The sequence below is a fragment of the Catenovulum agarivorans DS-2 genome (assembly GCF_000568405.1).
GTDB lineage: Bacteria > Pseudomonadota > Gammaproteobacteria > Enterobacterales > Alteromonadaceae > Catenovulum > Catenovulum agarivorans_A.
Genome location: NZ_ARZY01000033.1, coordinates 1 through 23,938, shown reverse-complemented (window position 1 = coordinate 23,938; position 23,938 = coordinate 1). Strand labels below are relative to the sequence as shown.

General features: G+C 41.8%; 20 protein-coding genes. 12 read left to right on the top strand and 8 right to left on the bottom strand.

The genetic code is table 11. The features are described from left to right. Nucleotides 1-43 precede the first annotated feature (43 nt). From DS2_RS15030 to DS2_RS14995, 8 genes are all read left to right on the top strand, one after another. Nucleotides 44-2,296, top strand: a complete 2,253-nt coding sequence (locus tag DS2_RS15030) for a TonB-dependent receptor (protein WP_051479921.1) — start codon at nucleotides 44-46, stop codon at nucleotides 2,294-2,296. Further along, nucleotides 2,297-4,519 (top strand): response regulator, encoded by a 2,223-nt coding sequence (locus DS2_RS15025; RefSeq protein WP_051479920.1) that lies wholly within the window; start codon nucleotides 2,297-2,299, stop codon nucleotides 4,517-4,519. Between the two features lie 106 nt (nucleotides 4,520-4,625). Beyond that, nucleotides 4,626-6,704, top strand: a complete 2,079-nt coding sequence (gene recG, locus DS2_RS15020; RefSeq protein WP_035015650.1) for an ATP-dependent DNA helicase RecG — start codon at nucleotides 4,626-4,628, stop codon at nucleotides 6,702-6,704. A gap of 179 nt (nucleotides 6,705-6,883) precedes the next feature. Then, nucleotides 6,884-7,591, top strand: coding sequence for a TetR/AcrR family transcriptional regulator (locus tag DS2_RS15015; protein WP_035015649.1), 708 nt, complete (start codon nucleotides 6,884-6,886; stop codon nucleotides 7,589-7,591). Between the two features lie 156 nt (nucleotides 7,592-7,747). Further along, a complete protein-coding gene (locus DS2_RS15010; protein WP_035015648.1) occupies nucleotides 7,748-8,599 on the top strand; it encodes a hypothetical protein in 852 nt (283 codons plus the stop codon). A 70-nt stretch (nucleotides 8,600-8,669) separates the two neighbouring features. Beyond that, nucleotides 8,670-9,002: a DUF1820 family protein gene (locus DS2_RS15005; RefSeq protein WP_035015647.1), complete on the top strand. Its 333-nt coding sequence runs from the start codon at nucleotides 8,670-8,672 to the stop codon at nucleotides 9,000-9,002. A gap of 29 nt (nucleotides 9,003-9,031) precedes the next feature. Then, nucleotides 9,032-10,294 carry an exonuclease subunit SbcD gene (sbcD, locus tag DS2_RS15000; RefSeq protein ID WP_035015646.1) on the top strand — a complete coding sequence of 421 codons (1,263 nt, stop codon included), beginning with the start codon at nucleotides 9,032-9,034 and terminating at the stop codon, nucleotides 10,292-10,294. Beyond that, nucleotides 10,281-14,051, top strand: a complete 3,771-nt coding sequence (locus tag DS2_RS14995) for an AAA family ATPase (RefSeq protein ID WP_035015645.1) — start codon at nucleotides 10,281-10,283, stop codon at nucleotides 14,049-14,051. Before sbcD ends, DS2_RS14995 begins: the two co-directional genes overlap by 14 nt. A 12-nt stretch (nucleotides 14,052-14,063) precedes the next feature. On the opposite strand, the gene trmH is transcribed toward DS2_RS14995, so the two are convergent. The 5 genes from trmH to gmk form a co-directional block, all read right to left on the bottom strand. Further along, a complete protein-coding gene (gene trmH / locus DS2_RS14990) occupies nucleotides 14,064-14,783 on the bottom strand; it encodes a tRNA (guanosine(18)-2'-O)-methyltransferase TrmH (RefSeq protein WP_035015671.1) in 720 nt (239 codons plus the stop codon). Between the two features lie 220 nt (nucleotides 14,784-15,003). After that, complete coding sequence (locus DS2_RS14985; RefSeq protein WP_035015644.1) at nucleotides 15,004-15,396, bottom strand: RidA family protein; 393 nt, start codon at nucleotides 15,394-15,396, stop codon at nucleotides 15,004-15,006. Nucleotides 15,397-15,435: 39 nt separating this feature from the next. Beyond that, entirely contained in the window at nucleotides 15,436-17,658 is a 2,223-nt protein-coding gene (locus DS2_RS14980; RefSeq protein ID WP_035015643.1) for a RelA/SpoT family protein, read from the bottom strand. Between the two features lie 182 nt (nucleotides 17,659-17,840). After that, entirely contained in the window at nucleotides 17,841-18,116 is a 276-nt protein-coding gene (rpoZ, locus tag DS2_RS14975; RefSeq protein WP_035015642.1) for a DNA-directed RNA polymerase subunit omega, read from the bottom strand. A 63-nt stretch (nucleotides 18,117-18,179) separates the two neighbouring features. After that, complete coding sequence (gmk, locus tag DS2_RS14970; RefSeq protein WP_035015641.1) at nucleotides 18,180-18,803, bottom strand: guanylate kinase; 624 nt, start codon at nucleotides 18,801-18,803, stop codon at nucleotides 18,180-18,182. 154 nt (nucleotides 18,804-18,957) lie between these two features. Here gmk and DS2_RS14965 point away from each other — a divergent pair, with 154 nt between their 5' ends. From DS2_RS14965 to DS2_RS14950, 4 genes are all read left to right on the top strand, one after another. Further along, complete coding sequence (locus tag DS2_RS14965) at nucleotides 18,958-19,329, top strand: DUF2750 domain-containing protein (protein ID WP_035015640.1); 372 nt, start codon at nucleotides 18,958-18,960, stop codon at nucleotides 19,327-19,329. A gap of 115 nt (nucleotides 19,330-19,444) precedes the next feature. Further along, entirely contained in the window at nucleotides 19,445-20,293 is an 849-nt protein-coding gene (locus tag DS2_RS14960; protein ID WP_035015639.1) for a DUF72 domain-containing protein, read from the top strand. A gap of 19 nt (nucleotides 20,294-20,312) precedes the next feature. Further along, nucleotides 20,313-21,299, top strand: coding sequence for a serine/threonine protein kinase (locus DS2_RS14955; protein WP_035015638.1), 987 nt, complete (start codon nucleotides 20,313-20,315; stop codon nucleotides 21,297-21,299). 68 nt (nucleotides 21,300-21,367) lie between these two features. Continuing rightward, nucleotides 21,368-21,985 carry a thiol:disulfide interchange protein DsbA/DsbL gene (locus tag DS2_RS14950; protein WP_035015637.1) on the top strand — a complete coding sequence of 206 codons (618 nt, stop codon included), beginning with the start codon at nucleotides 21,368-21,370 and terminating at the stop codon, nucleotides 21,983-21,985. A gap of 45 nt (nucleotides 21,986-22,030) precedes the next feature. Here the strand turns inward: DS2_RS14950 and DS2_RS14945 are convergent, their stop codons facing one another. The 3 genes from DS2_RS14945 to DS2_RS14935 all read right to left on the bottom strand — a co-directional run. Then, nucleotides 22,031-22,921, bottom strand: coding sequence for a hypothetical protein (locus tag DS2_RS14945; protein ID WP_035015636.1), 891 nt, complete (start codon nucleotides 22,919-22,921; stop codon nucleotides 22,031-22,033). 166 nt (nucleotides 22,922-23,087) lie between these two features. Further along, a complete protein-coding gene (locus tag DS2_RS14940) occupies nucleotides 23,088-23,567 on the bottom strand; it encodes a hypothetical protein (RefSeq protein ID WP_035015635.1) in 480 nt (159 codons plus the stop codon). A 35-nt stretch (nucleotides 23,568-23,602) separates the two neighbouring features. Further along, nucleotides 23,603-23,938 (bottom strand): DALR anticodon-binding domain-containing protein (locus tag DS2_RS14935; RefSeq protein WP_035015634.1); only part of this gene is annotated, 336 nt, incomplete at its 5' end.

The following is a 23,938-nucleotide window of genomic DNA, read 5'->3' as shown; positions in this document are numbered from 1 at the left end:
CAAGACTTAACACTATTAATTTAATAGCTTCAGTGAGCAATTTATGCAGATTATGCGAGCTTCAACCAATTTACGACCATATTATACAATTGTGTTAGCTGCTTTATTCACCTCCGCTGCCACTAAAGCGACAGAGCTTGAAGTTATCAAAGTAACCAGCCAATACTTTGAACAAAACCTACAACAAGTACCCGTTTCTGCTACGGTTATTTCGTTCGAAGCATTAGAGCAACAGCGCATAATCGACCAATACGACATTGCTCTGGCAACACCTGGTATGAGCTATGCTGAATTTGCACCTGGGCAAAGTTTGACATCAATAAGAGGGATAATTTCAGCTGACGACGGTGCTGGGATGGACAATTCTGTTGCAGTATTTTTAGATGGCGTCTACATCGGCCGACAAGCCAACATAAACTTTGACCTACTCGACTTGTCTAGAGTTGAGGTATTAAGGGGTCCACAAGGTACTTTGTTTGGCCGAAATACCATTGGCGGTGCAATCAGCTTAACCAGTGAGTTACCTCAGTTTAGTCAAACCAATTTAATTAAAACATCATTTGGCAACTATCAAAACCAACAACTAAAAGCTGTGGTCAACCGCGAGTTGTCGGACAGCATCGCAGCAAGAGTTAGCTATAATTACCGTGCTCATGACGGCTATGTGCACAACGCATTGTTGAATACCCAGCAGCAAGATCTCACCTCTCATGCGATAAGAGCGCAACTATTGTTCGACAACAGTAACGGTCATTGGCTGTTAACCGCAGACTATTCCGCAGATGACAGAGCGGATATGGGTCGCTTTCCTTATCAGAATGGCAACTTCGACTATATTCAAGTTTGGCAAGATCTTGGAGGAAAAACGGGTGTTTCAACTTCGCCGATTGATGGCTTCTCCAAGCGAGACAATATGGGCATTAGCCTATCCAACAAACATAAACTTTGGGGAGGCCAACTACAAAGCATTTTTGCTTACCGGCAGGCATCTACCGATTGGGAAATGGCGAGTGTTGGAGCGCCATTAGGCGGCAATTATGACCTATCTGCAGGCAACTTAGGTTTAGACGTTAACGACGATATATTGGAAGATATACAACAACATTCAGCCGAGCTTCGTTGGTTGAGTACTCCGAGTGAAAACTTTAAGTATGTTGTTGGCCTATATTACCTAAATGAACAAACCGAACGTGTCGAGCAATTTAAGCTCGACAATAACTCAACCACCAATGGCCAGCAAACAGTAGGTAACGAAGTTGCCGACCAACATAATACAACCAAAAGTTATGCCAGTTATATCCAAAGTGAGTGGGCGATTGATAAACGCTGGAACCTAGTGACTGGCATTCGTTACACCAAAGACAACAAACAAACTCAGTCAACCAGCTTAAACTGTGGACAACAGGAAAATGCCCTAGTCAACAACAACCCTTTGTGTGACGTTGGCAATGCAAGTCTGTCGATTATGCAAAAGTCTTTTCAGGCGACAGGCCAACATAGCTGGAACAATTTATCACCTAAAATAGCGCTGCAATACCTAAGTGATTCAAGCATGATCTATATCAGCATTAGTAAAGGATTTAAGAGTGGTGGGTTTGCAGGCGCCCCAGGCGTTGAAAGTGTCGCAACGACACCAATTAAACCCGAAACAGCAACAAGCTATGAACTGGGTCACAAACTGCAAATTGCAGACAAACTCAGACTCAATACCAGTCTGTTTTACACTGACTATCAAAACCTACAAATTACCCGCTTTGGCCCTTCGCCGCAAGACAGTGATTTTGGTACCTTTTTAACAACAAATATTGACCAATCTGTTATTTCAGGAGTGGAGCTTGAAGCGAATTGGATCATCAATAATCATTTCGAATTGTCTGGACACTACGCCTACCTAGATAGCGAAATAAAAGCATTTAAACTGGCGGCTTTTGCCGGAGAAGTCGACCTGACCGGCTCCGAATTACGCCAATCACCCAAGCACTCTGCCAATGTGATCGCGCATTACCAATTCGCGTTATCTGAAGGTCGCGGTCATTTAGATGGCCACATAAGCTGGCAATTTATAGATGAGCAAATTAGTGACTACCTTAACCAAAATACAATTATTGACCAACAGAAATACTGGAATGCGAATGTAACCTGGCACAGCGCTAACAATAATTGGCAGATCTCGTTTTGGGGAAAAAACCTCACAAATAACCGATATGTCAGCCATTCTTATGTGATTGGCCCAGGTATTATCGGCATATGGAGCCCACCCCGACGATATGGCTTAACTTTGAGTTGGGGTTTCTAAATGCATCAAGCCGATGTTGTGCACATTGTTGGCTTAACCGCGTACATTCTGCTGCTGTTATTATTTAGTTGGGTGGTACTGGTTGCAAAAGCGCGTACGGGGGCGATATGGTGGTTGGCCGCCAATATTGGCACATTGATGGGGCGAGTAACGCTTTATCTGCTACCTGATTATTTGCCCACTGGCTCAGCACCTGTTATCTATGCGGCTTTATTAACAGCAGAAAAAACATTTGTGGTTGTAGGTTTATGCTTATTTTTCAACGACAATTGGCAAATATACAAAAAACATATGTTGCTGACCTGTGGTGTTTTTTGCTTGGGCTATTTTATAGTTTATCAGGCAAGTTTATCTGCAACTTATAACGCTGTTTTGCTCACCTGTGTGCAATGCGCTTGCTTATGTTTAAGCGCAATGGTGATTTGGCGAAACAAAAAAAGCCTACACCACTGCTGGTCTTTGTTGTTGATGTCTACCTGCATTATTTTTGTAATTCACTGGTCAACCTTTCCAATTGCGCTTAACTATCCAACTTGGTTAAACATTGGTTTTTTCGTTGGCAACATCCTCAATCTAATATTGTATTTGACACTGGCCGCCATAGCGCTAAACCGTTTTGAAGCTAGACTAATTAATGCAGAACAATCTGCTCTTGATTTAGCTCACAAAGCGATTGCTGCCAGCAAAGCAAAAAGCGAGTTTTTAGCAAATATGTCGCATGAAATTCGCACGCCGATGAATGGCATATTAGGCATGTTAGAGTTATTAAAAACAACCGAGCTCAGTAAAGAGCAAACTCACAAACTCAATATAGCCTATAGTTCAGCTCAAGGTTTATTGGCGATTATTAACGACATACTCGACTTTTCAAAAATAGAGGCCAACAAACTCAACATAGAAAAGATCGCATTTAACCTACAAGCTATTGTTGAAGAGAGCGCCAATGCATTACAACCGCAAGCTGCACAAAAACAGCTAGAGTTTATCGTTGATACAACTGGCATAAAACACCCATTAGTTACTGGCGATCCTACCCGTTTTCGGCAAATTCTGCTTAATTTAGTCGGAAATGCAATAAAATTTACCGCCAAGGGCGAAATCGTTGTCAGCGTGAAACAAATTAAAAGGCAACAACAATGGTGGATAGAGTGCGCTGTCACCGATACTGGCATTGGGATAAAAGAAGAACAAAAGGAAACTTTGTTTCAATCATTCAGTCAAGCCGACACCTCCACGACTCGAAAATTTGGAGGTACGGGTTTGGGCCTAACTATTTGTAAAAAGTTATGTCAAATAATGGGGGGCAACATATGGTTTACCAGCCAATATGGCTATGGAAGTAGTTTTAAATTCGAATACCCTTTAAGTGTTCGTTCAACCGAGCCAACACTCGCTCAACATAAAAGGTTGGCAGGGTTAAAAGCACTATTAGTTGATGATAATGCAACCAACCTAGAGATACTGCGCAACCAGCTGGCTATCTGGGAAATAAACAGCCAGCAGGCGCTTAGCCCAATAGTTGCGCTAGAAATCGTCAGAAATAGCCAGACAGTATTTGATTTGGCAATTGTAGACATGCAAATGCCAGAAATGGACGGCATCGAGTTTTTGAGACAATTTAAACAAGCATATCCAGCTCACAAGACACAATTTATCATGTCGTCTTCTCTTTCTTCAGCAGAAATTCGCCATCAAGCACAACAAGTTGGATATAGTGCTTATTTAAATAAACCCTTGTTGGCGAGCGACCTGCTCAACAGCTTACACAATGTCTTTAGCCCCAATGCCAATGGTTCTGCTAATCGCTCGAAACAATCCCAATTGCCACAAAAGTTTTCTTTCCAACACATCTTAGTGGTTGAAGATAACGAAATTAACCAACTGGTCATCGCCGAAATACTCTCACAATTAGATCTAAAATTTACCATAGCAAGCAACGGCTTAGTTGCGCTGAATCAATTAACAGATGAAGAGGTTTCATTCGACTTAATTTTAATGGATTGCCAAATGCCTGAATTAGACGGATACCAAACCACAGAAAAGATTCGCCAAGGCGCAGTCGGCGATAAACACAAAAACCTCCCAATTATCGCTTTAACCGCCAATGCAATGTCTGGCGATAAAGAAAAATGCCTGCAAGCAGGCATGACAGACTATGTCAGTAAGCCTCTAGATAAAAACAAGCTGATCCTAACCATCAGTCGATACCTCTGCGCGTCATAATCTAGAGCCTGATTTTTCAGCATTTAACCGTTAAACTGAAAAGTACTTGCAATTAGCAAAAGTGTCGACTTAATATACTGTTAATTTCAACAGTATATTAATTTGTATGTCTTTATCGCGGCTCGCATCACAATCGGTAACAACACTTAAAGGCGTGGGTGCCAAAGTCGCGCAAAAGTTAACCCAAATACACGTTCATTCAGTTGAAGATCTGCTGTTTCACTTTCCACTTCGCTATCAAGATCGCACGCGAATTTATGCCATCAATGATTTATTACCTGAAATCACAGCGACTGTAATCGGTGAAGTCGAAAATTGTCAGATTGTGTTTGGTCGTAAACGCATGCTGATCTGTAAAATTACCGACGGACAGCAGAGTTTAACCTTAAGGTTTTTTAATTTTTCTGCAGCGCAAAAGAATCAATTCTCGGTTGGCAAACACGTTAAAGCTTTCGGTGAAATTAAGCGTGGAAAATACGGCTATGAAATTGTCCACCCTGAATATAAGGTAGGAGATCTCGATAGCTTGCAACACGTAGAAGAAGCCTTTACACCAATCTATCCGACCACTGAAGGTTTAAAACAAAATACGTTGCGTAGCTTAACCGACCAAGCGCTCGAGCGACTAAAAACCGCCGAAATTGCCGAACTAATTCCACTTGCAGACATTGCCACACAATACACGTTAGCCAAGGCCATCCAAACACTGCACAGACCCGCGCCAGATGTATCTCTTGCAGAACTAGAAGCAGGTACCCACCCTGCTCAACAAAGGTTGGCTTTTGAAGAACTGGTTGCACATAATTTAAGTATGCAAAAGCTGCGTCAACAAACTCAACAATACCCTTCAGTAGCAATTGCCCCCGCACAGACATTGTTAAATAACTTTATTGCTAGTTTGCCGTTTCAGCCTACAAATGCGCAAACAAGAGTTGTTCACGAAATACAACAAGATATGCAACAGCCACATCCTATGATGCGGCTAGTGCAAGGCGATGTTGGCTCGGGTAAAACACTCGTTGCCGCACTTGCAGCGCTATCAGCACTAGAGCAGGGTTTGCAAGTTGCACTAATGGCACCAACCGAGATTTTGGCAGAACAACACGCGATAAACTTTGCCAATTGGCTTTCACCTCTCGGTTTTAAAGTCGATTGGCTGGCTGGCAAACTTACAGGCAAACAAAAGCGCGAAGCTCAAGAGCGCATAGCGAACGGCGACAGCCAAATGGTTGTTGGTACACACGCATTGTTTCAACAAGATGTTGAATTTGCCAAGTTGGCCTTAGTGATAATTGATGAGCAACATAGATTCGGTGTTCACCAGCGCATGAGTTTGCGAGATAAAGGAATTAATAGTGGATTGTATCCACATCAACTTATTATGACAGCAACACCAATTCCACGTACACTAGCAATGACAGCGTACGCTGATTTAACCACATCCGTTATTGACGAGTTACCACCAGGACGGACGCCAGTCAAAACTGTCGTGTTGCCGGACAGCCGCCGAGACGAGGTCATTCAACGAGTTTATCAAGCTTGTAAACAAGAACAACGCCAAGCCTATTGGGTATGTACCTTAATTGAAGAATCTGAAGCGCTACAATGCCAAGCAGCAGAAGATACCGCCACCCAATTACAACAAGCTTTGCCTGATTTAAGTATAGGCTTGGTGCATGGCCGAATGAAAGCTGGCGAAAAACAGCAAGTCATGCAAGGTTTTAAACAAGGTGATACCGACTTGCTCGTTGCTACGACAGTGATAGAAGTTGGAGTTGATGTCCCCAATGCTAGTCTTATGATAATCGAAAACCCTGAACGTTTAGGACTGGCTCAGCTTCACCAACTAAGGGGGCGAGTTGGTCGTGGTGCCATTGCAAGCCATTGTTTATTAATGTACAAATCACCATTATCAAAAACGGGTCAAAAGCGTCTTGCGGTCATGCGAGAAAGTACCGATGGGTTTTATATTGCGCAAAAAGATTTAGAAATACGTGGTCCAGGTGAATTATTAGGCACCAGACAAACAGGCGAAATGTCGTTTAAAGTTGCAGACCTATTGCGTGATAGCCAGCTCATTAGCCCAGCAAGAAAGTGCGCGCGTAAGCTATTACAGCAGCATCAAGTGACCGAACAATTAATCAAGCGCTGGTTAGGAGACAAAGATAAATACTCGCAAGCATAAGTCTGAACAATTACTTGATGTCTAATTATCTTAATAACCAAAAGTATGTTTAGTATAGCATCTTGTTTTAGTTTATTAATTGACCAAGTGTAATTTACAGTTCTACAATGAAATCAAATGATTTGTTAAATTCACCACTCTCGATGACACTAAGTCATAACCAAGGAAAGGAGTTACCCATGATCAAATCAGCAAAACGAGCCCGCTCTGCCGAAGATAAATCTCTTAAGCGCGATCTTATTTTACAAACTGCCGCTGAACTATTTGATGAAAGTCCAGAAGCATTACCAACCGCTGCTGCCATCGCGAATCAATCGGGGATCGCCAAAGGCACTGTTTATTTATATTTTAAAAGTAAAGAAGAGATATTTTTAGCACTGCTCGAGAAACACTATACCGCTTGGTTTAGTGACATTCGCAGCGCCATCGGCGCAGAAAAGCCAGATGCTGACGAAATCATCAATGCTTTGTGTCACTACATTGAAACACAACCGCAATTTTTCCAATTGGCAAGTTTAAGCAGTTCAATTATCGAACAAAATGTTGACTTAAAAATATTGCTCGACTTTAAAAACCGCTTGCTTGAAACATTAACCACCACAGCAAAAGACTTAGCCAGTCGTTTACAATTGGAAGAGCATGAAACTTGTGCTCAGCTGCTGATGCGCAGTTATGCAATGCTGCTGGGGCTATGGCAAATCAGCCATCCACCAGAAAAACTCGCCACATCAGTAGAGCAATCTCGTTTAGCTTTGCTCCAACCTGAGTTTGGCTTAGAAGCTAGAGACGCATTAGCTCAACTATGGCATGGTTATGTTGACCAAAAAGGCAATAAATCGAGTGGTCGTTTTTGGAAAATTGGTAATTTGTTTGCCAAAGCGGATTAACCACAGCTGTTTTTATGCTGCTTATGCTGTTTAACCTGAACTCTGGATAAATCTCTGCCCTTACCAGCAAATTTTAATCCAGAGCTCAGGTTTTTAGCAAAGCCGAATAGTTTGTCCTAAACTTAAGTTACCGTGTTGGCCACGTTCGGAAACGATATGCTAAAAGCGTTTGTAGCTAGATGGACATTATCTATTTTTCTAGTCATTTCTTTCACGCCAATCATTAGCTATGCAGATAAAGTGCTAATTTACCCAAAACCTCGCCATGAAAGAGATATGCGCGACGACTACCCAATTGAACTACTCAAACTAGCATTAGAACGTTCTGAACAAAAAATTGAGATAGTTACCGCTAATACCCCCATGCAGCAACAACGAGCACTGTGGGCTGTTGAAAATGGCTTAGTGGATATTATGTGGACCATGATGAATCAAACACGTGAATCTTATCCCTACTCGGTCCCTTTTGACATTTACCAAGGCATTTTTGGCAACCGTCTAATTCTGATCCACCAAGATCAACTGGCGGAATTCAGTAAAATTGAACATCCATGTGATTTTTATAAGTACACAGCCATTATGGGTCATGATTGGCCTGATACACGTTTTTATTTGCATCACGGCTTGCCTATCACCACTTCCTCTAGTTATGAATCTTTATTCAATATGCTGCTCAAAGGACATGGGGATTATTTTCCTCGCTCTGTCTCTGAAATTTTCATCGAACTAGAGCACCACACCAACGAGCCTTTTGTTGTTGAGCCAAACTGGATGATTGTCTATAAAGCTGAAATGCGCTTTATTCTCAGTAAACAAGCATATGAAAGCTACGGACAAGCAATTTTGAAGGGATTAAATCAAACATTGGCAGATGGCAGCTTTAACAAGCTATTTGAAAAGTTTCACGGTGATGTGCTTAAAAAGGCCCAACTGAATAAACGTAAATGGCTGAACCTAGACATGAATTACCAAATGCATTGTGATTTACTAGAAAAAGCGCGGCGATAAGCTGAGCAAGATGACATTAGCCATGGCTATGATTAAAATAGCCGCCTTTGTAGTTAACCTTTAAGTTGTTATGTCTGACAAGAATCCAATTTACCGAGTGCAATTTATCAACAACGGTGAGAAGTATGAGCTGTATGTTCGCCGTTTAACCACCAGCAATTTGTTTGGTTTCATTGAAATTGGCGACTTCGTTTGGAACAACCACGGTACTTTAGTGGTTGATACCAGTGAAGAAAAACTCAAGTCTGAGTTTGAGCAAGTTGAAAGCACCTACTTGCCAATGCACAATGTATTGCGCATCGACCAAGTAAAAAAACAAGGTACAGCAAAAATAAGTTCGTTAGGTGACAAAGTAACCCAATTCCCAAACCCAATTTACACACCTAACCCAAAAAATAAATAATATTCTGGCCGATACACAAGGAGCTTGGTTTGCGTTTTATTCATACCTCTGACTGGCATTTAGGCCAAAATTTTTACGGCAAAAACCGTGCAGCAGAGCACCAAGCTTTTTTTAATTGGCTATTGCATACGATAGAAGAGCAACAAGTAGATGGCTTAATCGTAGCTGGGGATATTTTTGACACAGCTGCGCCCCCTAGCTACGCGCGCACTTTGCTCAATCAATTGGTCATTCAAGTCAATCAACTAGGTTGCCAGCTAATATTGCTCGGCGGCAATCATGACTCGGTTGCGGTTCTTAATGAAAATAAAAACCTCTACCAAGCCCTCAATACCACGTTAATTAGCCAAGCGATTCAGCCAGAACAAATATCTGATTACCAACAGCAAGTGCAAATTTTGCATGATAAAAACAAAAAAGAAGCAGCGATAATGGTCGCTGTGCCCTATTTACGTCCCAGAGATTTATTAGGGCTGTCGAAAGACGAATACAACCAAGCGCAAAACCGCTTATTGCCTGCTATCCAACAACATTACCAACAGTTATACCAAATCGCCTTAGACAAACAAAAGCAGTTACATCAACAAACAGGTCAACAACTGCCGATCATTGGCACAGCACACTTAACCATAGTCAATGCTAAGGTAACAGACTCAGTGCGCGATATTTATATTGGCAGTTTAGAAGCAGTCCCCGTCGAAGCTCTACCTGATTTTGACTATTTGGCCATGGGACATATCCATCAACCACAAGTCATCGGTAATAAACAACACATACGTTATTCTGGTTCACCGATTGCCATGAGTTTTGACGAAGCAAACCAACAAAAGTCCGTTGTTTTGGTCGATACCAACATAAACCAACAAAAGTCAGGTGCACCTGCTCAGCTGAAAATTAGCACACTCAATATCCCGTGTAGCCAAGCAATAGCGCAAATAAAAGGAAATATCGCTCAGGTAGAACAGCAATTAACTGAGCTAGCAACTCAACAACAAAACATCTGGTTAGATATCGAAGTCAGTAGTGACGATTACCATAGCGACCTCCAGCAAAAACTACTGCTGCTCACTGCCGACTCGCAATTAGAAATATTAAGGGTACGTCGCAGTAAAAAAGTTTTACAAACCCAAGTACAAGAAAAAAACGTTAGTTTAGACGAGCTCACTCCGCACGACGTATTTAAACAACGCCTCGAAAACCTAGAGCTAGACGAAGCACAACAGCAAGCTCTTAGCGAATTATTTCAACATAGCTACCAACAAAGTTTGACCTTAGACAATGAAAATTCTTAGCCTGCGCTTAAAAAACCTCAATGCCCTCAAAGGTGATTGGAAAATAGACTTTACCCAGGAGCCTTTTGCAAGCAATGGGTTATTTGTAATTACCGGCGCAACCGGTGCAGGAAAAAGCACATTGTTAGACGCCATCTGTTTAGCACTTTACCACCAAACGCCTAGGTTAAATGTCTCAGCGAACCACAATCAGATTATGACACGGCATACCTCAGATTGTTTGGCTGAGGTCGAATTTGCGATAAAAAATAATAGTTATAAAGCTAGTTGGTTTCAGCGCAGAGCTCGGGGGGATAGCGAAGGTAAACTCCAACCACCCAAAGCTGAATTGTATCATTTGGAATCGCAAAAGCTGATTGCAGACAAACTGCCCGAAGTTAAAGCTCAAGTAGAGCAGCTAAGTGGTTTGAATTTTGCGCGCTTTACTAAATCGATATTACTGTCACAAGGGCGATTTGCTGAATTTTTAAATGCTAAAAGCAATGAAAAAGCCGAATTGCTAGAGGAGCTCACTGGTACAGAAATTTACAGCCAAATATCTAAGCAAGTTTTCACTAATTATAAAAGCAGTCAGCAAGCTCTACAAAAACTAACCGACCAACAAAGCAATCTAAATTTACTGTCAGACGAAGAGATGGCTGAGCTGTTGGCGCAAAAACATAGCTTGCAACAACAAAGCAACCACGACAAAACGACGCTAGCGCAATATAGGCAAAAACAACACTGGCTAGAGCAAAAGCACTCGCTGCACCAGCAACTGGCGCAAGCACAAAGTGATTTACAGCAAGCTGAATTGGCCAAGGCACAATCAAGCGATATGAGCCGACAGCTCGAACGAGCACAAGCAGCACGGCAGTGCCAACCTGTGGTAGAAAAGCTCGCCGAGCAGCAAGAGCAACAGCAACAAATACAGCAACAAATTGGCCATTCAAAGCAGGCTGTTGAGCAAACACAGGCACAAGTTGATCGACAGCATCAACAAGTCACTCAAGCACAAAACAGCTTGAATGAAAGCAAAGCCCAACAACAAAAGATTAACCAAGATATCGACACCCATGTCAGGCCACTTGAACAAGCGCTTCAATTGACAGAGCAACAACACCAGCAACTCGAGCATTCACTAACGCAACACCAACAAACAGCCACTCAAAACAAGCAAGCACTTGCAAACAGCCAAAATAAACAACAACAAAACCAACAAGCGTTGAGCAAGTGCAAAAGCTGGCTTGAACAAAATTCTGGCTTGAACAACCTCAATCAACAAACACTTGAATATTGGCAAAACCAACTACAAACGATTGAAGAACTAAAACACAGTTGTGCCCGCGATACCCATAAAATACAAACTATCAGCGAGCAGCAACAACAATTAGCCCAGCTACACCAACAAAAGCAAAGCGAACAAAAGCAACTCACCAATAACTTGAGTGAACAACAGAGACAAATTGAGAAATTAATCGCACAGCAAATCCAAGTATTTAGCGACTTAACCGCAGAGCAGAAAAAACAGTTATTGCAGCAAGGACAAACAACGCTTACCCAACTTGAGCAAATTGTTGTTTTTTACCAGCAACTACATAGTCAACAACAAAAAATAACCCAAACACAAAAGCAACTAGAAGACAGTAACCACCATATTAGCCGGCTCACCCCCGAGTTGGAAGAATTGCGTCAGCAGTACAAGAATTGCAAACAACAACTTACCGATGTAACGACCATCATTGAGCAACAAAAGACCATAATGTCGTTAGAGGCACATAGGCATGACCTCAAAGAAGATGAACCTTGCCCTTTATGTGGCTCGGTTGAGCATCCATTTGCCAAAGATTTGCCAAACATAGCGCAACCACTAAAAGCTCAGCAGCAACGCCAGCAAACATTAACCCACGAACTAGCAGAATTAGAAGCAAAAGGGAGCGAATTAAAATCGCAAATAGAAAAACATCAACATCAACAAAATTGGTTACTACAACAGCTGGCTAACGAACAACAGAACTTTGACGACATTGAACACAAACGCTTAGCCATCGACCTTAAATCGAATTGGCCTGATGAGCTTATTTGCCCCGAGTTTGTTCTTCAAGCATTTAACCAATGGCCAGCGGATGCTACAACACAACTCGAAACAGTAAAACAACAGCTGCAAAACCACCTCAATTCACTAAGCACCAGTCTGCAACTAGATGAACAAATTGTGCAAGCTCAACATCAATGCCAATTAACCCTGCAACAAAACAATAATTTGTCTGCTGAGCTAGCCTCACTCGCACAACAACAAAGTGCTTTAGCGCAACAACAGCAAGAGCTACAACAACACAACACTCAAACCCATAATAAACAGCAGCAACTGACCGAACAACTTCGCCAGCAACTCGTTGATAGCAAGTTATGCGTACAACAACAGTTAACTGAACTAGAATTTACGACAATAAGCCAAATAATTGCCGATGCAGCCAGTCAAATCACTGAATACCAAAATCAGCAACAAAGGTTTCAAACATTGGAGCAACAACGGCAAACACTCGCGACTGAAATCGATTACTTGTCTAAACAGCGAACAACAGATGAACAAGTTTTACAGCAACTGCAGCAACAAGTTAAGGAGCTTGAAGTTCAACTCACTCAACAAAAAGCGGACAGACAAAAATGGTTTGATGGCGAATCAATCGTAAATATTCAGCACAAATCTGATTCACAAATAACTCAAGCGGAGTTAAATTTCCAAACTCAACAACAAAACCTAAGTCAATTACAAATTGACTTATCACGCTTACACAGCCAGTTGAATCACCAACAACAAACATCAGCTCAAATTGAGCAAACGCTAAAACAACTTAAAAGCAGCCGTGATGAAAAATTAGCAGAGCATGGCTTTAGCGATCATTCCAGTTGGCAGCAAGCCTTGTTAAACGAAGATGAGTTAAATGCGTTATCCGATCAATTAACAAACATTGAACAGAATGTGCTCAAGTATCAAAGTCAACAAGCCAATATAGACCAGCAGATACAATTACTCGCGCAACAGCCGATTGCCCAGCAGCTCAGTCAATTCGATCACAGTGACACTGAGCAAATCAATCACCAACAAACTTTGGCTGAAGCGATACAAAGCTTGGAGCTAAGCTATACCAACCGCTTGCAGCAACTCGGCGAAATTAATCAGCAATACCAACATGCTGAAAAGCTAAAACAAAACTTTGCCGAGGTAAACAAACAAATTGAGCAAGCACAAATACAACATCAAAACTGGGCGTTGCTTAACGAGCTGATAGGCTCTGCCGAAGGTGATAAGTTCCGCAAATTCGCACAAGGTTTAACCCTGCAACAATTGGTGTACCTCGCCAACCAACAATTACAACACCTCCACGACAGGTATCAGCTGGTTCGCAAATCACAAGATGGGTTAGATCTTGCTATTATCGACACTTGGCAAAATGACGTAGAGCGCGACACCCAAACATTATCGGGTGGAGAAAGTTTTTTAGTTAGCCTAGCGCTGGCACTAGCTCTATCAGATTTGGTCAGCCACAAAACTAATATTGAATCTTTATTTTTAGATGAAGGGTTTGGCACGCTTGATTCGGACACGCTTGATTTGGCGTTAGATGCGTTAGATAGGCTGAATGCAAGTGGCAAAATGATAGGCATCATTAGCCATATAGACAGCTTAAAAGAACGCATACCAGTGCAAATACGCGTCAATAAACATAATGGTTTGGGTTATAGCCAGCTAGAACGGCAATATATGGCAAACTAACACTAAGGACGATTATGCTTGGTTTGCCTGCCAAGCCTCGTCCGTCATTTGCATTTGTTGCCACCACAGCTCATCAGCTTCAATTTCACCTTGTTGATTCACTGTAGGATAAGGTAACCCCTTGCGTCGGCATGCCTCAGCAAAAATAGGATGCCCACGTTCAAATAACAGTCGTTGTTGCTCAGCAATCGGCAATTTACATTCACCACCATACATACCTGCCGCTAACCTTTGCTGCTGTGCTTGGTACAAGATTAGCGCCCCCGCAACAGATACATTCAACGATTGCACCATCCCCAACATAGGCACGACCACATGATGATCGGCCGCGGCTAAAGCTTGTTGCGAGATACCATACTTTTCTTGCCCCAAAATCAACGCCGTTGGTTTGGTGTAATCAATTTCGGTGTAATTGACTGCTCTGTCAGATAAGTTGGTCGCAACAATTTGCATGCCTTGGCGCTTAAAAATAGCTAAAGCTTGGCTTAACTCATCGTGTTTATGCACGTTTACCCAATTTTGAGTCCCTTTAGCTGTGCCCGTTCTTAACCCTGATTTGAGTGGATTATCCAAGTGCATAATCGCATGTACATCATGAATACCCACGGCGTCAGCGGTACGCACAACAGCAGATAAATTATGTGTTTTATGAACGTTTTCTAAACATACCGTCAAATCCGGTTGACGATTACTAAACATGGTTTGAATGCGGGCGAGTCTTTCTGGCGTCATATTTATTGCAGGTTTTATAGCTAGTAACATTTTGCCATCAGCTGCATCAACCGCTGGCATCACAGGTCAAATAACCTGAACTATGGATAACAAGCGTGCTTCTTCTAGAGGGCAATTTTTCTGAGCGCAAGGCGAATTAGCGTAGTCAGCTGCTGTTAGCGAATTCAACAAGTTCAAAGGAAAATTGCCTTAGAAAATAGGTTGTTATCCTGCGTTTGGATTAATTAGTGCTTGGCAACTCCAACACACCATCAATTTCAATTTGTGCACCTTTTGGCAATTGACCGATGCCAATAGCTGCTCGAGCTGGGTAAGGCTTAGAAAAATACTGAGCCATGATCTCGTTTACCTGAGCAAAGTTCGCTAAGTCTAATAAAAAGATGTTGACCTTAACCATATCATTTAAACACCCACCTGCAGCTTCACAAACTGCACTTAAGTTTTTAAACACTTGATGCGCTTCATCTGCAAACCCAGAATCAACCAATTCCATAGTTTCTGGGATCAATGGGATCTGCCCTGATAAATAAACCGTTGTTCCTACCTTTACTGCTTGGCTATAAGTTCCAATAGCTGAAGGTGCTTTATCTGTACTAATAATTTGTTTTGACATAAATTTTCTACTCTTATCTGTTAACTAACCCTACGCGGGTTACTTTTTATGACGCTCAACTTTTTGTACGTCCTCAATAAGGCGCACTTTCTTAATCACTTGAGCTAAATGAACTCGGTCGGTGACTGTTAGCACCAAATCAACGTTATAGATGTAGTCATCTTTCTCTTCCGAGTATAAGCTTTGAATATTTGAGCCTGTTTTAGAAATGGCTGTCGTTACACGTGCCAACGCACCATGAACATTGTGTAATTCTAAGCGCAACGCACAAGCAAATTCTTCATTGGGTGAATTATCCCAACTCACATCAAAATATTTAGACGGTTCAGTAGCAGCATCTCGAACATTGTGACAATTGTCTATATGGACCACTATGCCCTTACCCGGGCTGACATGACCTATAATACTATCACCAGGGATTGGTCGGCAACATTTAGCAAACGTTACCAACATGCCCTCAGCGCCCCGAATAGAGACTTTTTTATCGAGATAAGACTCACCACCCTGCGCTGTTGCTGCATCGTCGCGTTTTAGCAACTTGCGTGCAACTACGATACTCATTAAATTGCCTAAGCCAATTTCAGCTAACAACTGATGCACAGTTTGCAATTTGGTTTCATTTAAAACTGTAGCAATATTTTCTTCAGGAATATCATTTAAATCGACATCCCCTAACGCCACTTTCAATAAACGTTTGCCTAAATCAACAGACTCTTCGCCTTTAAGATTTTTCAGGTAGTTGCGAATTCTTAACCGAGCTCGTGGCGTAATAACAAAATTAAGCCAATTAGCATTGGGCCGTGCTCCTTTTGAGGTAACGATATACACGGTTTGGCCACTTTCTAAAGGCTGATTTAATGGCATAGGTTTATTATTAACCGTCGCGCCTACACAGGTAAAGCCAATATCAGTGTGAAGTGCAAAAGCAAAATCGACAGGAGTTGCACCTTTGGGTAACTCAATAATGCGCCCCTTCGGCGTAAACAGGTAAATTTCTTCTGGGAACAAATCTGATTTTACATTCTCAATAAACTCAAATGAGTTACCCGCACTTTGTTGCAATTCAACTAAGCTGTTCATCCAACGTTGCGCACGAACCTGTGCGGTTGTGCTACCATCACCAGCTTTAAATGACCAAGTTTCCTTTTCTTTGCTACCCGCAACCAGCTGCGCTTCTTTTTGGAACTGGCTAATATTGGACTGCGCCTTGCCATCTTCGTCGTCATCATCTGTGGTTTTGTACATCCAATGTGCTGCGATACCTTTATCAGCAGCAAGCTCCATATCATGCGTCCGGATCTGAATTTCTAATGGAATACCATGTGGCCCGATTAAAGATGTGTGCAAAGACTGGTAGCCGTTAATACGAGGAATGGCAATATAATCTTTAAAACGACCTTCAATCGGCTTGTATAAATTATGTACAATACCAAAGGTGCGATAACAGGTGTCTAAGTCTTTTACTATGATTCGAAACGCATAAATGTCCATTACATCATTGAACATCAATTCCTTGTTTTTCATCTTTTTATAGATGCTATACAAGTGCTTTTCACGGCCTTTAACAATACATTCAATATTGCTTTCACCAATGCGCTTACGGATCTCATTACCAATTTTTTCGATAACGTCTTTACGATGGCCTCGCGCAGATTTGACTGCAGCTCCTAATGCGCGGTATCGCATTGGGTACATGGCTTTGAAACCAAGGTTCTCCAACTCATTTTTTGTATCGTGGATACCCAATCTATGAGCAATTGGTGCATATATTTCTAAAGTTTCAGTGGCAATACGCCGGCGCTTATCCGGTCGCAACGAGTCGAGGGTGCGCATGTTATGTGTGCGATCAGCCAGTTTGATCAAGATAACTCGAATATCTTGCACCATAGCCATAATCATTTTGCGGAAGTTCTCCGCCTGCGCTTCTTGTTTAGTGTTAAAGTGAATTTTATCTAGCTTGCTGACACCTTCAACCAAGTCGGCGATTACAGAACCAAAAGTTTCTGCAAGGTCATCTTTAGTGGTATCAGTATCTTCAATCACATCGTGCAATAACGCCGCGCATAAGGTTTCATAATCCAAATGCATATGCGCCAAAATACGAGTCACTGCTACAGGGTGGGTAATGTAAGGTTCACCACTTGACCTAAATTGACCTTCATGGGCATCTCTGGCAACCACAAATGCTTTTTCAACCAATTCAGCTTCTTCTGGTGACACATAACTTCGAACTAGCTCACCTAAGTCTTGATATAAATCCACCTAATCTTCCCACGAAACAAAGAGTTTAATAAAAACAACGCTAAAAATGACAGACGAACTTTAAGTTTAGCCACAAATTTGAACGACGGACACGTCAATGGCAAGTTATTTTTTTGAAGCCATTCCCATTTATTACAAGGGGTAATAAATGGGATGGTTAGACGCTAGGGATTAGCGCGAGATTATTCTCTGTTTTGAGCGAACGCGGCAACTGCTGCAATCTCAGCAGCTTCTTGCTCTTGAGTTTCACGACGTTCTTGTTCGTCCATAATCTCAGAGCTAATTAAACCTTCTTCAATCTCACGTAAAGCAATCACTGTTGCTTTATCGTTATCAGGATCAACTAAAGGATCTTTACCTTCTGAGGCAATTTGGCGTGCGCGACGCGCTGCAACCAAAATTAAATCAAAGCGATTACCTACTTGTTCAACCGCATCTTCAACCGTTACGCGAGCCATAGTTACTCCGCTATTTATGCTAATTATTTAAAAAAGGGCAAACAGTTTACTTTATGATCAAGCTTAAGCCAAGAGATCACTAAATAAAGCCTGATGTTTTTTCGCTTGTTTTTGCTGAGTACAGCGTTGCGCTCGTAAAATCGCAGTCAAATCAGCCAACGCTTGGGCAAAATCATCATTAACCACAATAAAATCGAATTCATCGTAATGAGAAATTTCGCTTTGAGCCTCTTGCATCCGTTTCGCTATCACTTCGTCACTATCTTGTCCGCGCTTTTGTAAACGTGACAATAATTCAGCTTGCGATGGCGGCGCAATAAAAATGGTCTTTGCATTCGGTTGAAGTTTTTTAACTTGGCGAGCGCCTTGCCAATCTATATCTAAAAATACATCGAGCCCCTGCTCTAACTGCTGCTGGATAGCAGCTTTAGAAGTACCATAATAATTACCAAACACTTCGGCCCATTCAAAAAATGCATCCTGAGCAATTAGCTTTTCGAACTCAGCGTGGTTAACAAAATGATAATGCACACCATTTTCTTCACCCGGACGTGGAGCGCGTGTTGTATGCGACACAGAAACACTTGCATTATCCCCATGGTCAGCTAAATAAGCCTTAATTAAACTCGATTTTCCCGCACCACTCGGTGCAGAAACCACATATAAAGTTCCTAAACTCGCCATCATTTAGCCCCAAGTAAAAAACCAGAAGTTTACAATAATCACCAAGTAACTAGAAGATATTAGCCAACAGACTGCAGGAAAAAATATAAATGCCAGCTTTTATCCGCTATGCTATGGATATTCACGACCACAAACCTGTTGAAAGGTATAGATTATTATGAATGAAACACATCAAGCATTACTCGAATTTGCCAATAAAATAAAACAAAGCCAAACCATGTGGGGCTTAACCGCTGATGAGGCAGAAGAAGATTGGGTGGTTGTTGACTCTCAAGAATTTGAAAACACCGAAGTACTATTAGTCTGGAGCAGCCAACAGGCAGCTCAAGCCACATGCACTGATGAATGGGCAGACTACAAACCAACCAGCATTCCAGTTGCCGAGTACTTTGATTTTTGGTTAGAAGAGCTAGGTAAAGATGGCGTTCGTATCGGTACTGATTGGCAAGACGACCAGCACAATACCGAAGCTGAAATGGTTGAACTTGCTCGAGTATTGGTTGAATCAGGCGTATACCAGGACCAATAACAAACTTTGTTGAGGTTGCATCATAGAGTGTGACCTCAATGTATCAAGCAACAGATATCAAGCGTAACACGGTCGTATTATTTTGTTAGACAAACGCATCCATCTAGGTTGTGCCATGTGGACCCACCCACAATGGCAACAAAATTTTTTCCCTGATAACACCAGCAGTGCTAACCACCTAGCCTTCTACAGTCAAATTTATTCAAGTGTTGAAGGCAATACTACGTTTTATGCGCTACCCAATGCACAAACTGTGCAGCGCTGGGCTGATACTACCGATGAGCAATTTAAATTTTGTTTTAAGCTGCCACAGCAAATCACTCACCAAAATAAACTCAAACACAGTGATGTGGAGATGGAGACCTTTCTGCAAACATTGGCCCCGTTATTCAAACGCAATAAAATTGGCCAAATAATTGTGCAATTACCTCCCTACTTCGCTTATGCTGATTTAGCCAACTTACGCCACTTTTTACATCAATATGCCGAGTTAGACCTAGCAGTAGAAGTTCGCCACCCCGATTTTTTTAATAAAACGCATACAGAAAAAGCGCTAAATCAATTATTGATCACAAGCAAAGTAAACCGAGTTTTAATGGACACTCGGCCCGTTCATAGTCAAGCACCGACAAGCGAAGCCATCATAGATGCACAAAAGAAAAAACCTAAAGTGCCAGTACATTTAATTGCGACTGCTGAGCAGCCGATGGTTCGTTATATTGGCTGCAGTCAATTAGCAGACAACCTCAAATTTATTCAACCTTGGCTCAAACATTTCAAAACCTGGTTGGAGCAAGGTAAAACGCCTTACCTATTTATCCACACGGCCGACAATGCCCAAGTGCACCAACTGGCACAAATTTGGTTAGATGAACTGAAAAAGCATTTGGGCTACTCTGTGTATCCAGATACACTAACAAAAACGATACAAGACAACCAAAGTCAACAATCTAGCTTGTTTTAATCACAGCGGAATCACACCTATGTCAGACGATTTTTCATTTAGCAGTTTAACGCCCGATTTAATTTTAGATGCAATCGAATCTTTATCCATTTACCCTCAATCTGGTCTTATTGCGCTGAACAGCTACGAAAATCGTGTATATCAGTTTGTCTGCGATGACAACAAGCGATATGTTGTGAAGTTTTATCGTCCCCAACGTTGGACCGACCAACAGATTGTTGAAGAACATATTTTTGCTCAGCAACTTGCTGAAGCTGAGGTGCCAATGGTGGCTCCACTTATCATCAATCAACAAAGCTTACATCATCACCAAGGCTATCGATTTACCTTATACCCGAGTGTCGGTGGTCGTGCGTTTGAGAATGATAATTTAGACCACCTTGAGTGGATGGGTCGATTTATTGGCCGCATTCATCAAGTGGGTCATCAACAAGCGTTTACCCATCGCCCCAGTATTAGCACCAAAGAATACTTATTGGACGCGCAAAAAGTCATTTTAGAGTGCCCTATGCTGCCTTCAGGTATTGAACTCCCATTTAAAACAATTGTGCAGCAACTTGTTGAACGCTGCTGCCAAGCTTATCAAGTAGCTGATTACACGCAATTGCGCCTTCACGGTGATTGCCATGCTGGCAATATTTTATGGCGCGATGGGCCATTTTTTGTTGATTTAGACGATTCACGTATGGGCCCAGCTATTCAAGATATTTGGATGATGTTATCTGGTGAACGTAACCAACAATTGCTGCAACTAGAAACTATGATTGAAGGATACGAAGAGTTTTCATCTTTCGACCCTCGTGAGCTGAAACTAATTGAGCCACTGCGCGCAATGCGTATGGTTCACTATATGGGATGGATTGCCAAACGCTGGGCCGATCCAGCTTTTCAGCACAGCTTTAGTTGGTTTGCAGAACAAAGATATTGGGAACAACAAATTTTGGCCTTCAAAGAACAACTGGCAGCGCTTGAAGAGGAACCTTTACGCTTGATGTCTGGTCTATGATACGGTAACTTGAACGCAAATTTATTTTATACTTATCAACAAGATTTAGTCCAAACTAGGAAAAAATAATGAAAAAACTTACATCTTTATTATTTGCACTGGTGCTATTCCCTCTAGCGGCTTGTGCAGAGCAATTTAAAGAAGGTACCCACTACACGGTTTTAGCAAAAGCAGCGACTGCACAGCCTGAAGTAAAAGAGTTTTTCTCATTTTACTGCCCTCACTGCTACTCGTTTGAGCCTATCGTTGCGAAAATAAAGCAAGACTTACCAGCAGACGCAAGCTTCAAAAAAAGCCATGTAGATTTTATGCCTCGAAACAACAAACCTGTTGCTCAAGGTTTAGGCAAAAGCTTAGCAGCACTTGAGTTGTTAAAAGCGGAAGACGCAGGTGTTGCTGCAATTTTTAATCATTTACATAAAGACAAAAAGCGCTTTGCGAGCATGGCTGAAGTACGCGACGTTGTCGTGAACAAAGCTGGCGTAGAGCCGACTAAATACGATTCTGCATACAATAGCTTTATGGCTGCAGGCCGAGCTAACCAAATGCAAACAGAGCAACGTAGCTTTAATATTCGCAGCGTGCCGACTTTTATCGTAAACGGTAAATATCAAATTGAATTAGGCAGCGTAAAATCTGAAGAAGAGTACGTCGCACTAGTCAAATTTTTACTTAATAAAAAATAAACAACAAAGCTGACGCTTTTCGCGTCAGCTTTGCTTATCTTGCTGTTACAGTTCAATATTATTAATATCTAACCAAAGTTTCTTTTCATCAAATGGCGTTTGAGGGCTCATATTAGGGTTGCTCAGACGAAACACTTTGCGGCTTTGTAAGTCTGATTTTTCCAAGACATCACGAATAAGCGGGTGAGAAAAAAACATCTCGTTAAAACTCCCATCATCGATTGCGTTACGAAAACCAACCTCAATGTAACGGCCTAATTTAGCGTTTTCAGGTGCAACAAAATAGTACATGGCATACGGGTAAATAAGCAGAATATTGTTCTCAACGGTTAAATTGAGCTCTGGCCGAGCTGCAACTTCACTCCAAGGTTCGTGCACAGCTCTGGGGAAAAAATCAAAGCGCCCGCCTTCTAACATATAGAACAAATTAGGGTATTTGACCGGATCGACAACTGACATCCTGTTGTGCTTTAGCACTGTAGTATCACCCCAAAATTTGCCCTGACCTAACTTAATCGCGCGCAAATCATCCAAGGTTTCAACTTGGTCAAACATCTGCTGAGTGCCTTTACGAATAATAAAAATTCTATGCCCAAGTAAACCTTTTAAAATTGGCACTCGAATTGGGAAAAGCTCGTCTTCATACTCCTTTTTCGTCCCAGCCCACGCCACTGTGATTGCGCCATCTTTCAACAAACTAATTAGACGCGCTTCGTTGATGCCATCAGGATACTCTTGAAAACGATAAGTATCTGGTGAACCGCTTTTCGACAAAGCGAGTTTCAAGATGTTTGAAACTAAGTTTTCTTTCGGATCATTTGCTTTAGCATGCACAATAGTTTTGGTTGCAGCCTGCACCTGTGCAATCGCCAGATAGTTGGCACAGATACACATCGCGGATACTAAAAACAAAACCTTGAGGCTACTAGAGGTCATTTATCTATAAATCCAAATCAATTAGTCTATTAATAACACTAGTCTAGGATACGACGATTGCAAATTAATCAGGGAGCAAGCAAAACTGAATTGGAGTGAAGTCAGGCAGGCAGGAAATCCGCTACGCTTGCAAGTAAAAACTTACAAGCGTAGTGGTTACGCTTGGTTAGAAATCAGGAACTAACTGTTGAATAAGGTTTTCTTCTGGTGCTTTTTCAACCCAAACTTTGGGTAAATTTACATCAGAAAAGTCGATAAAGAAGTTATATTGCGCTGTTACCTTAGGCGTAAATTTAAACGGCTCAAATTTAGCGTTGCAGTTAGCATTGGACTTTTGTCCAATAACGACCTGCTGGTCTGCTTTGTCATAATAACCACAATTTGCGCCCAAGCTCCAATTTTCATCGGCAAACTTAAACTCATATGGTTGGCCGTCGGCAATCAACTCAACTTTCGCTTTGTAGACTTGCCCTTCAACTCGCTCAACTTTGGCATGCTCTTCAATATCCCACCAAGTAAAGTTGCCGCGCAAATATAAATATTGTGAGCGGTCATCCACTTTAACTTGTTCTGGATATGGGGTAATGCTACAACTGGCCAAGACCGCCGCACCAGCAACAACCAAACATTTTGCGAAAGTATTCATAACTCTATCCATTTACCACTGTGACAGTGCTGCAATTATTTTTGCAGCACAGAAATATCAGCGACCTGTAAAAATAGTGCACGTAGTTGTGACAATAATAACAAACGGTTTAATTTAGTTTGTTCATCTTCTGCCATAACCATCACAGAATCAAAAAATGCATCCACCGCCTCACGTAAAGTCGCAAGTGCAGCTAACGCTTGACTATATTGACGTTGTGCAAATACAGGTGCTAGTTCAGTTTGTTTGGCAGCGACTAACTTGTAAAGTTCCTGCTCTTGGCTTTCGACTAATAAATCAGTATTGATTTGAGCCGGTAAATCCGCTGGGTTCTTCGCCAATATATTGCTTACACGCTTATTGGCGGCTGC

Coding starts and splice junctions, on each gene's coding strand:
- rpoZ (WP_035015642.1), bottom strand. CDS start 18,116: ATGGCTCGCGTAACGGTTGAAGATGCGGTTGAACAAGTAGGTAATCGC.
- DS2_RS14945 (WP_035015636.1), bottom strand. CDS start 22,921: ATGACCTCTAGTAGCCTCAAGGTTTTGTTTTTAGTATCCGCGATGTGT.
- DS2_RS15025 (WP_051479920.1), top strand. CDS start 2,297: ATGCATCAAGCCGATGTTGTGCACATTGTTGGCTTAACCGCGTACATT.
- DS2_RS15015 (WP_035015649.1), top strand. CDS start 6,884: ATGATCAAATCAGCAAAACGAGCCCGCTCTGCCGAAGATAAATCTCTT.
- DS2_RS14985 (WP_035015644.1), bottom strand. CDS start 15,396: ATGTCAAAACAAATTATTAGTACAGATAAAGCACCTTCAGCTATTGGA.
- DS2_RS14940 (WP_035015635.1), bottom strand. CDS start 23,567: ATGAATACTTTCGCAAAATGTTTGGTTGTTGCTGGTGCGGCGGTCTTG.
- recG (WP_035015650.1), top strand. CDS start 4,626: ATGTCTTTATCGCGGCTCGCATCACAATCGGTAACAACACTTAAAGGC.
- DS2_RS14950 (WP_035015637.1), top strand. CDS start 21,368: ATGAAAAAACTTACATCTTTATTATTTGCACTGGTGCTATTCCCTCTA.
- gmk (WP_035015641.1), bottom strand. CDS start 18,803: ATGATGGCGAGTTTAGGAACTTTATATGTGGTTTCTGCACCGAGTGGT.
- DS2_RS15030 (WP_051479921.1), top strand. CDS start 44: ATGCAGATTATGCGAGCTTCAACCAATTTACGACCATATTATACAATT.
- trmH (WP_035015671.1), bottom strand. CDS start 14,783: ATGACGCCAGAAAGACTCGCCCGCATTCAAACCATGTTTAGTAATCGT.
- DS2_RS15005 (WP_035015647.1), top strand. CDS start 8,670: ATGTCTGACAAGAATCCAATTTACCGAGTGCAATTTATCAACAACGGT.
- DS2_RS14960 (WP_035015639.1), top strand. CDS start 19,445: ATGTGGACCCACCCACAATGGCAACAAAATTTTTTCCCTGATAACACC.
- DS2_RS15010 (WP_035015648.1), top strand. CDS start 7,748: ATGCTAAAAGCGTTTGTAGCTAGATGGACATTATCTATTTTTCTAGTC.
- DS2_RS14955 (WP_035015638.1), top strand. CDS start 20,313: ATGTCAGACGATTTTTCATTTAGCAGTTTAACGCCCGATTTAATTTTA.
- DS2_RS14965 (WP_035015640.1), top strand. CDS start 18,958: ATGAATGAAACACATCAAGCATTACTCGAATTTGCCAATAAAATAAAA.
- DS2_RS14995 (WP_035015645.1), top strand. CDS start 10,281: ATGAAAATTCTTAGCCTGCGCTTAAAAAACCTCAATGCCCTCAAAGGT.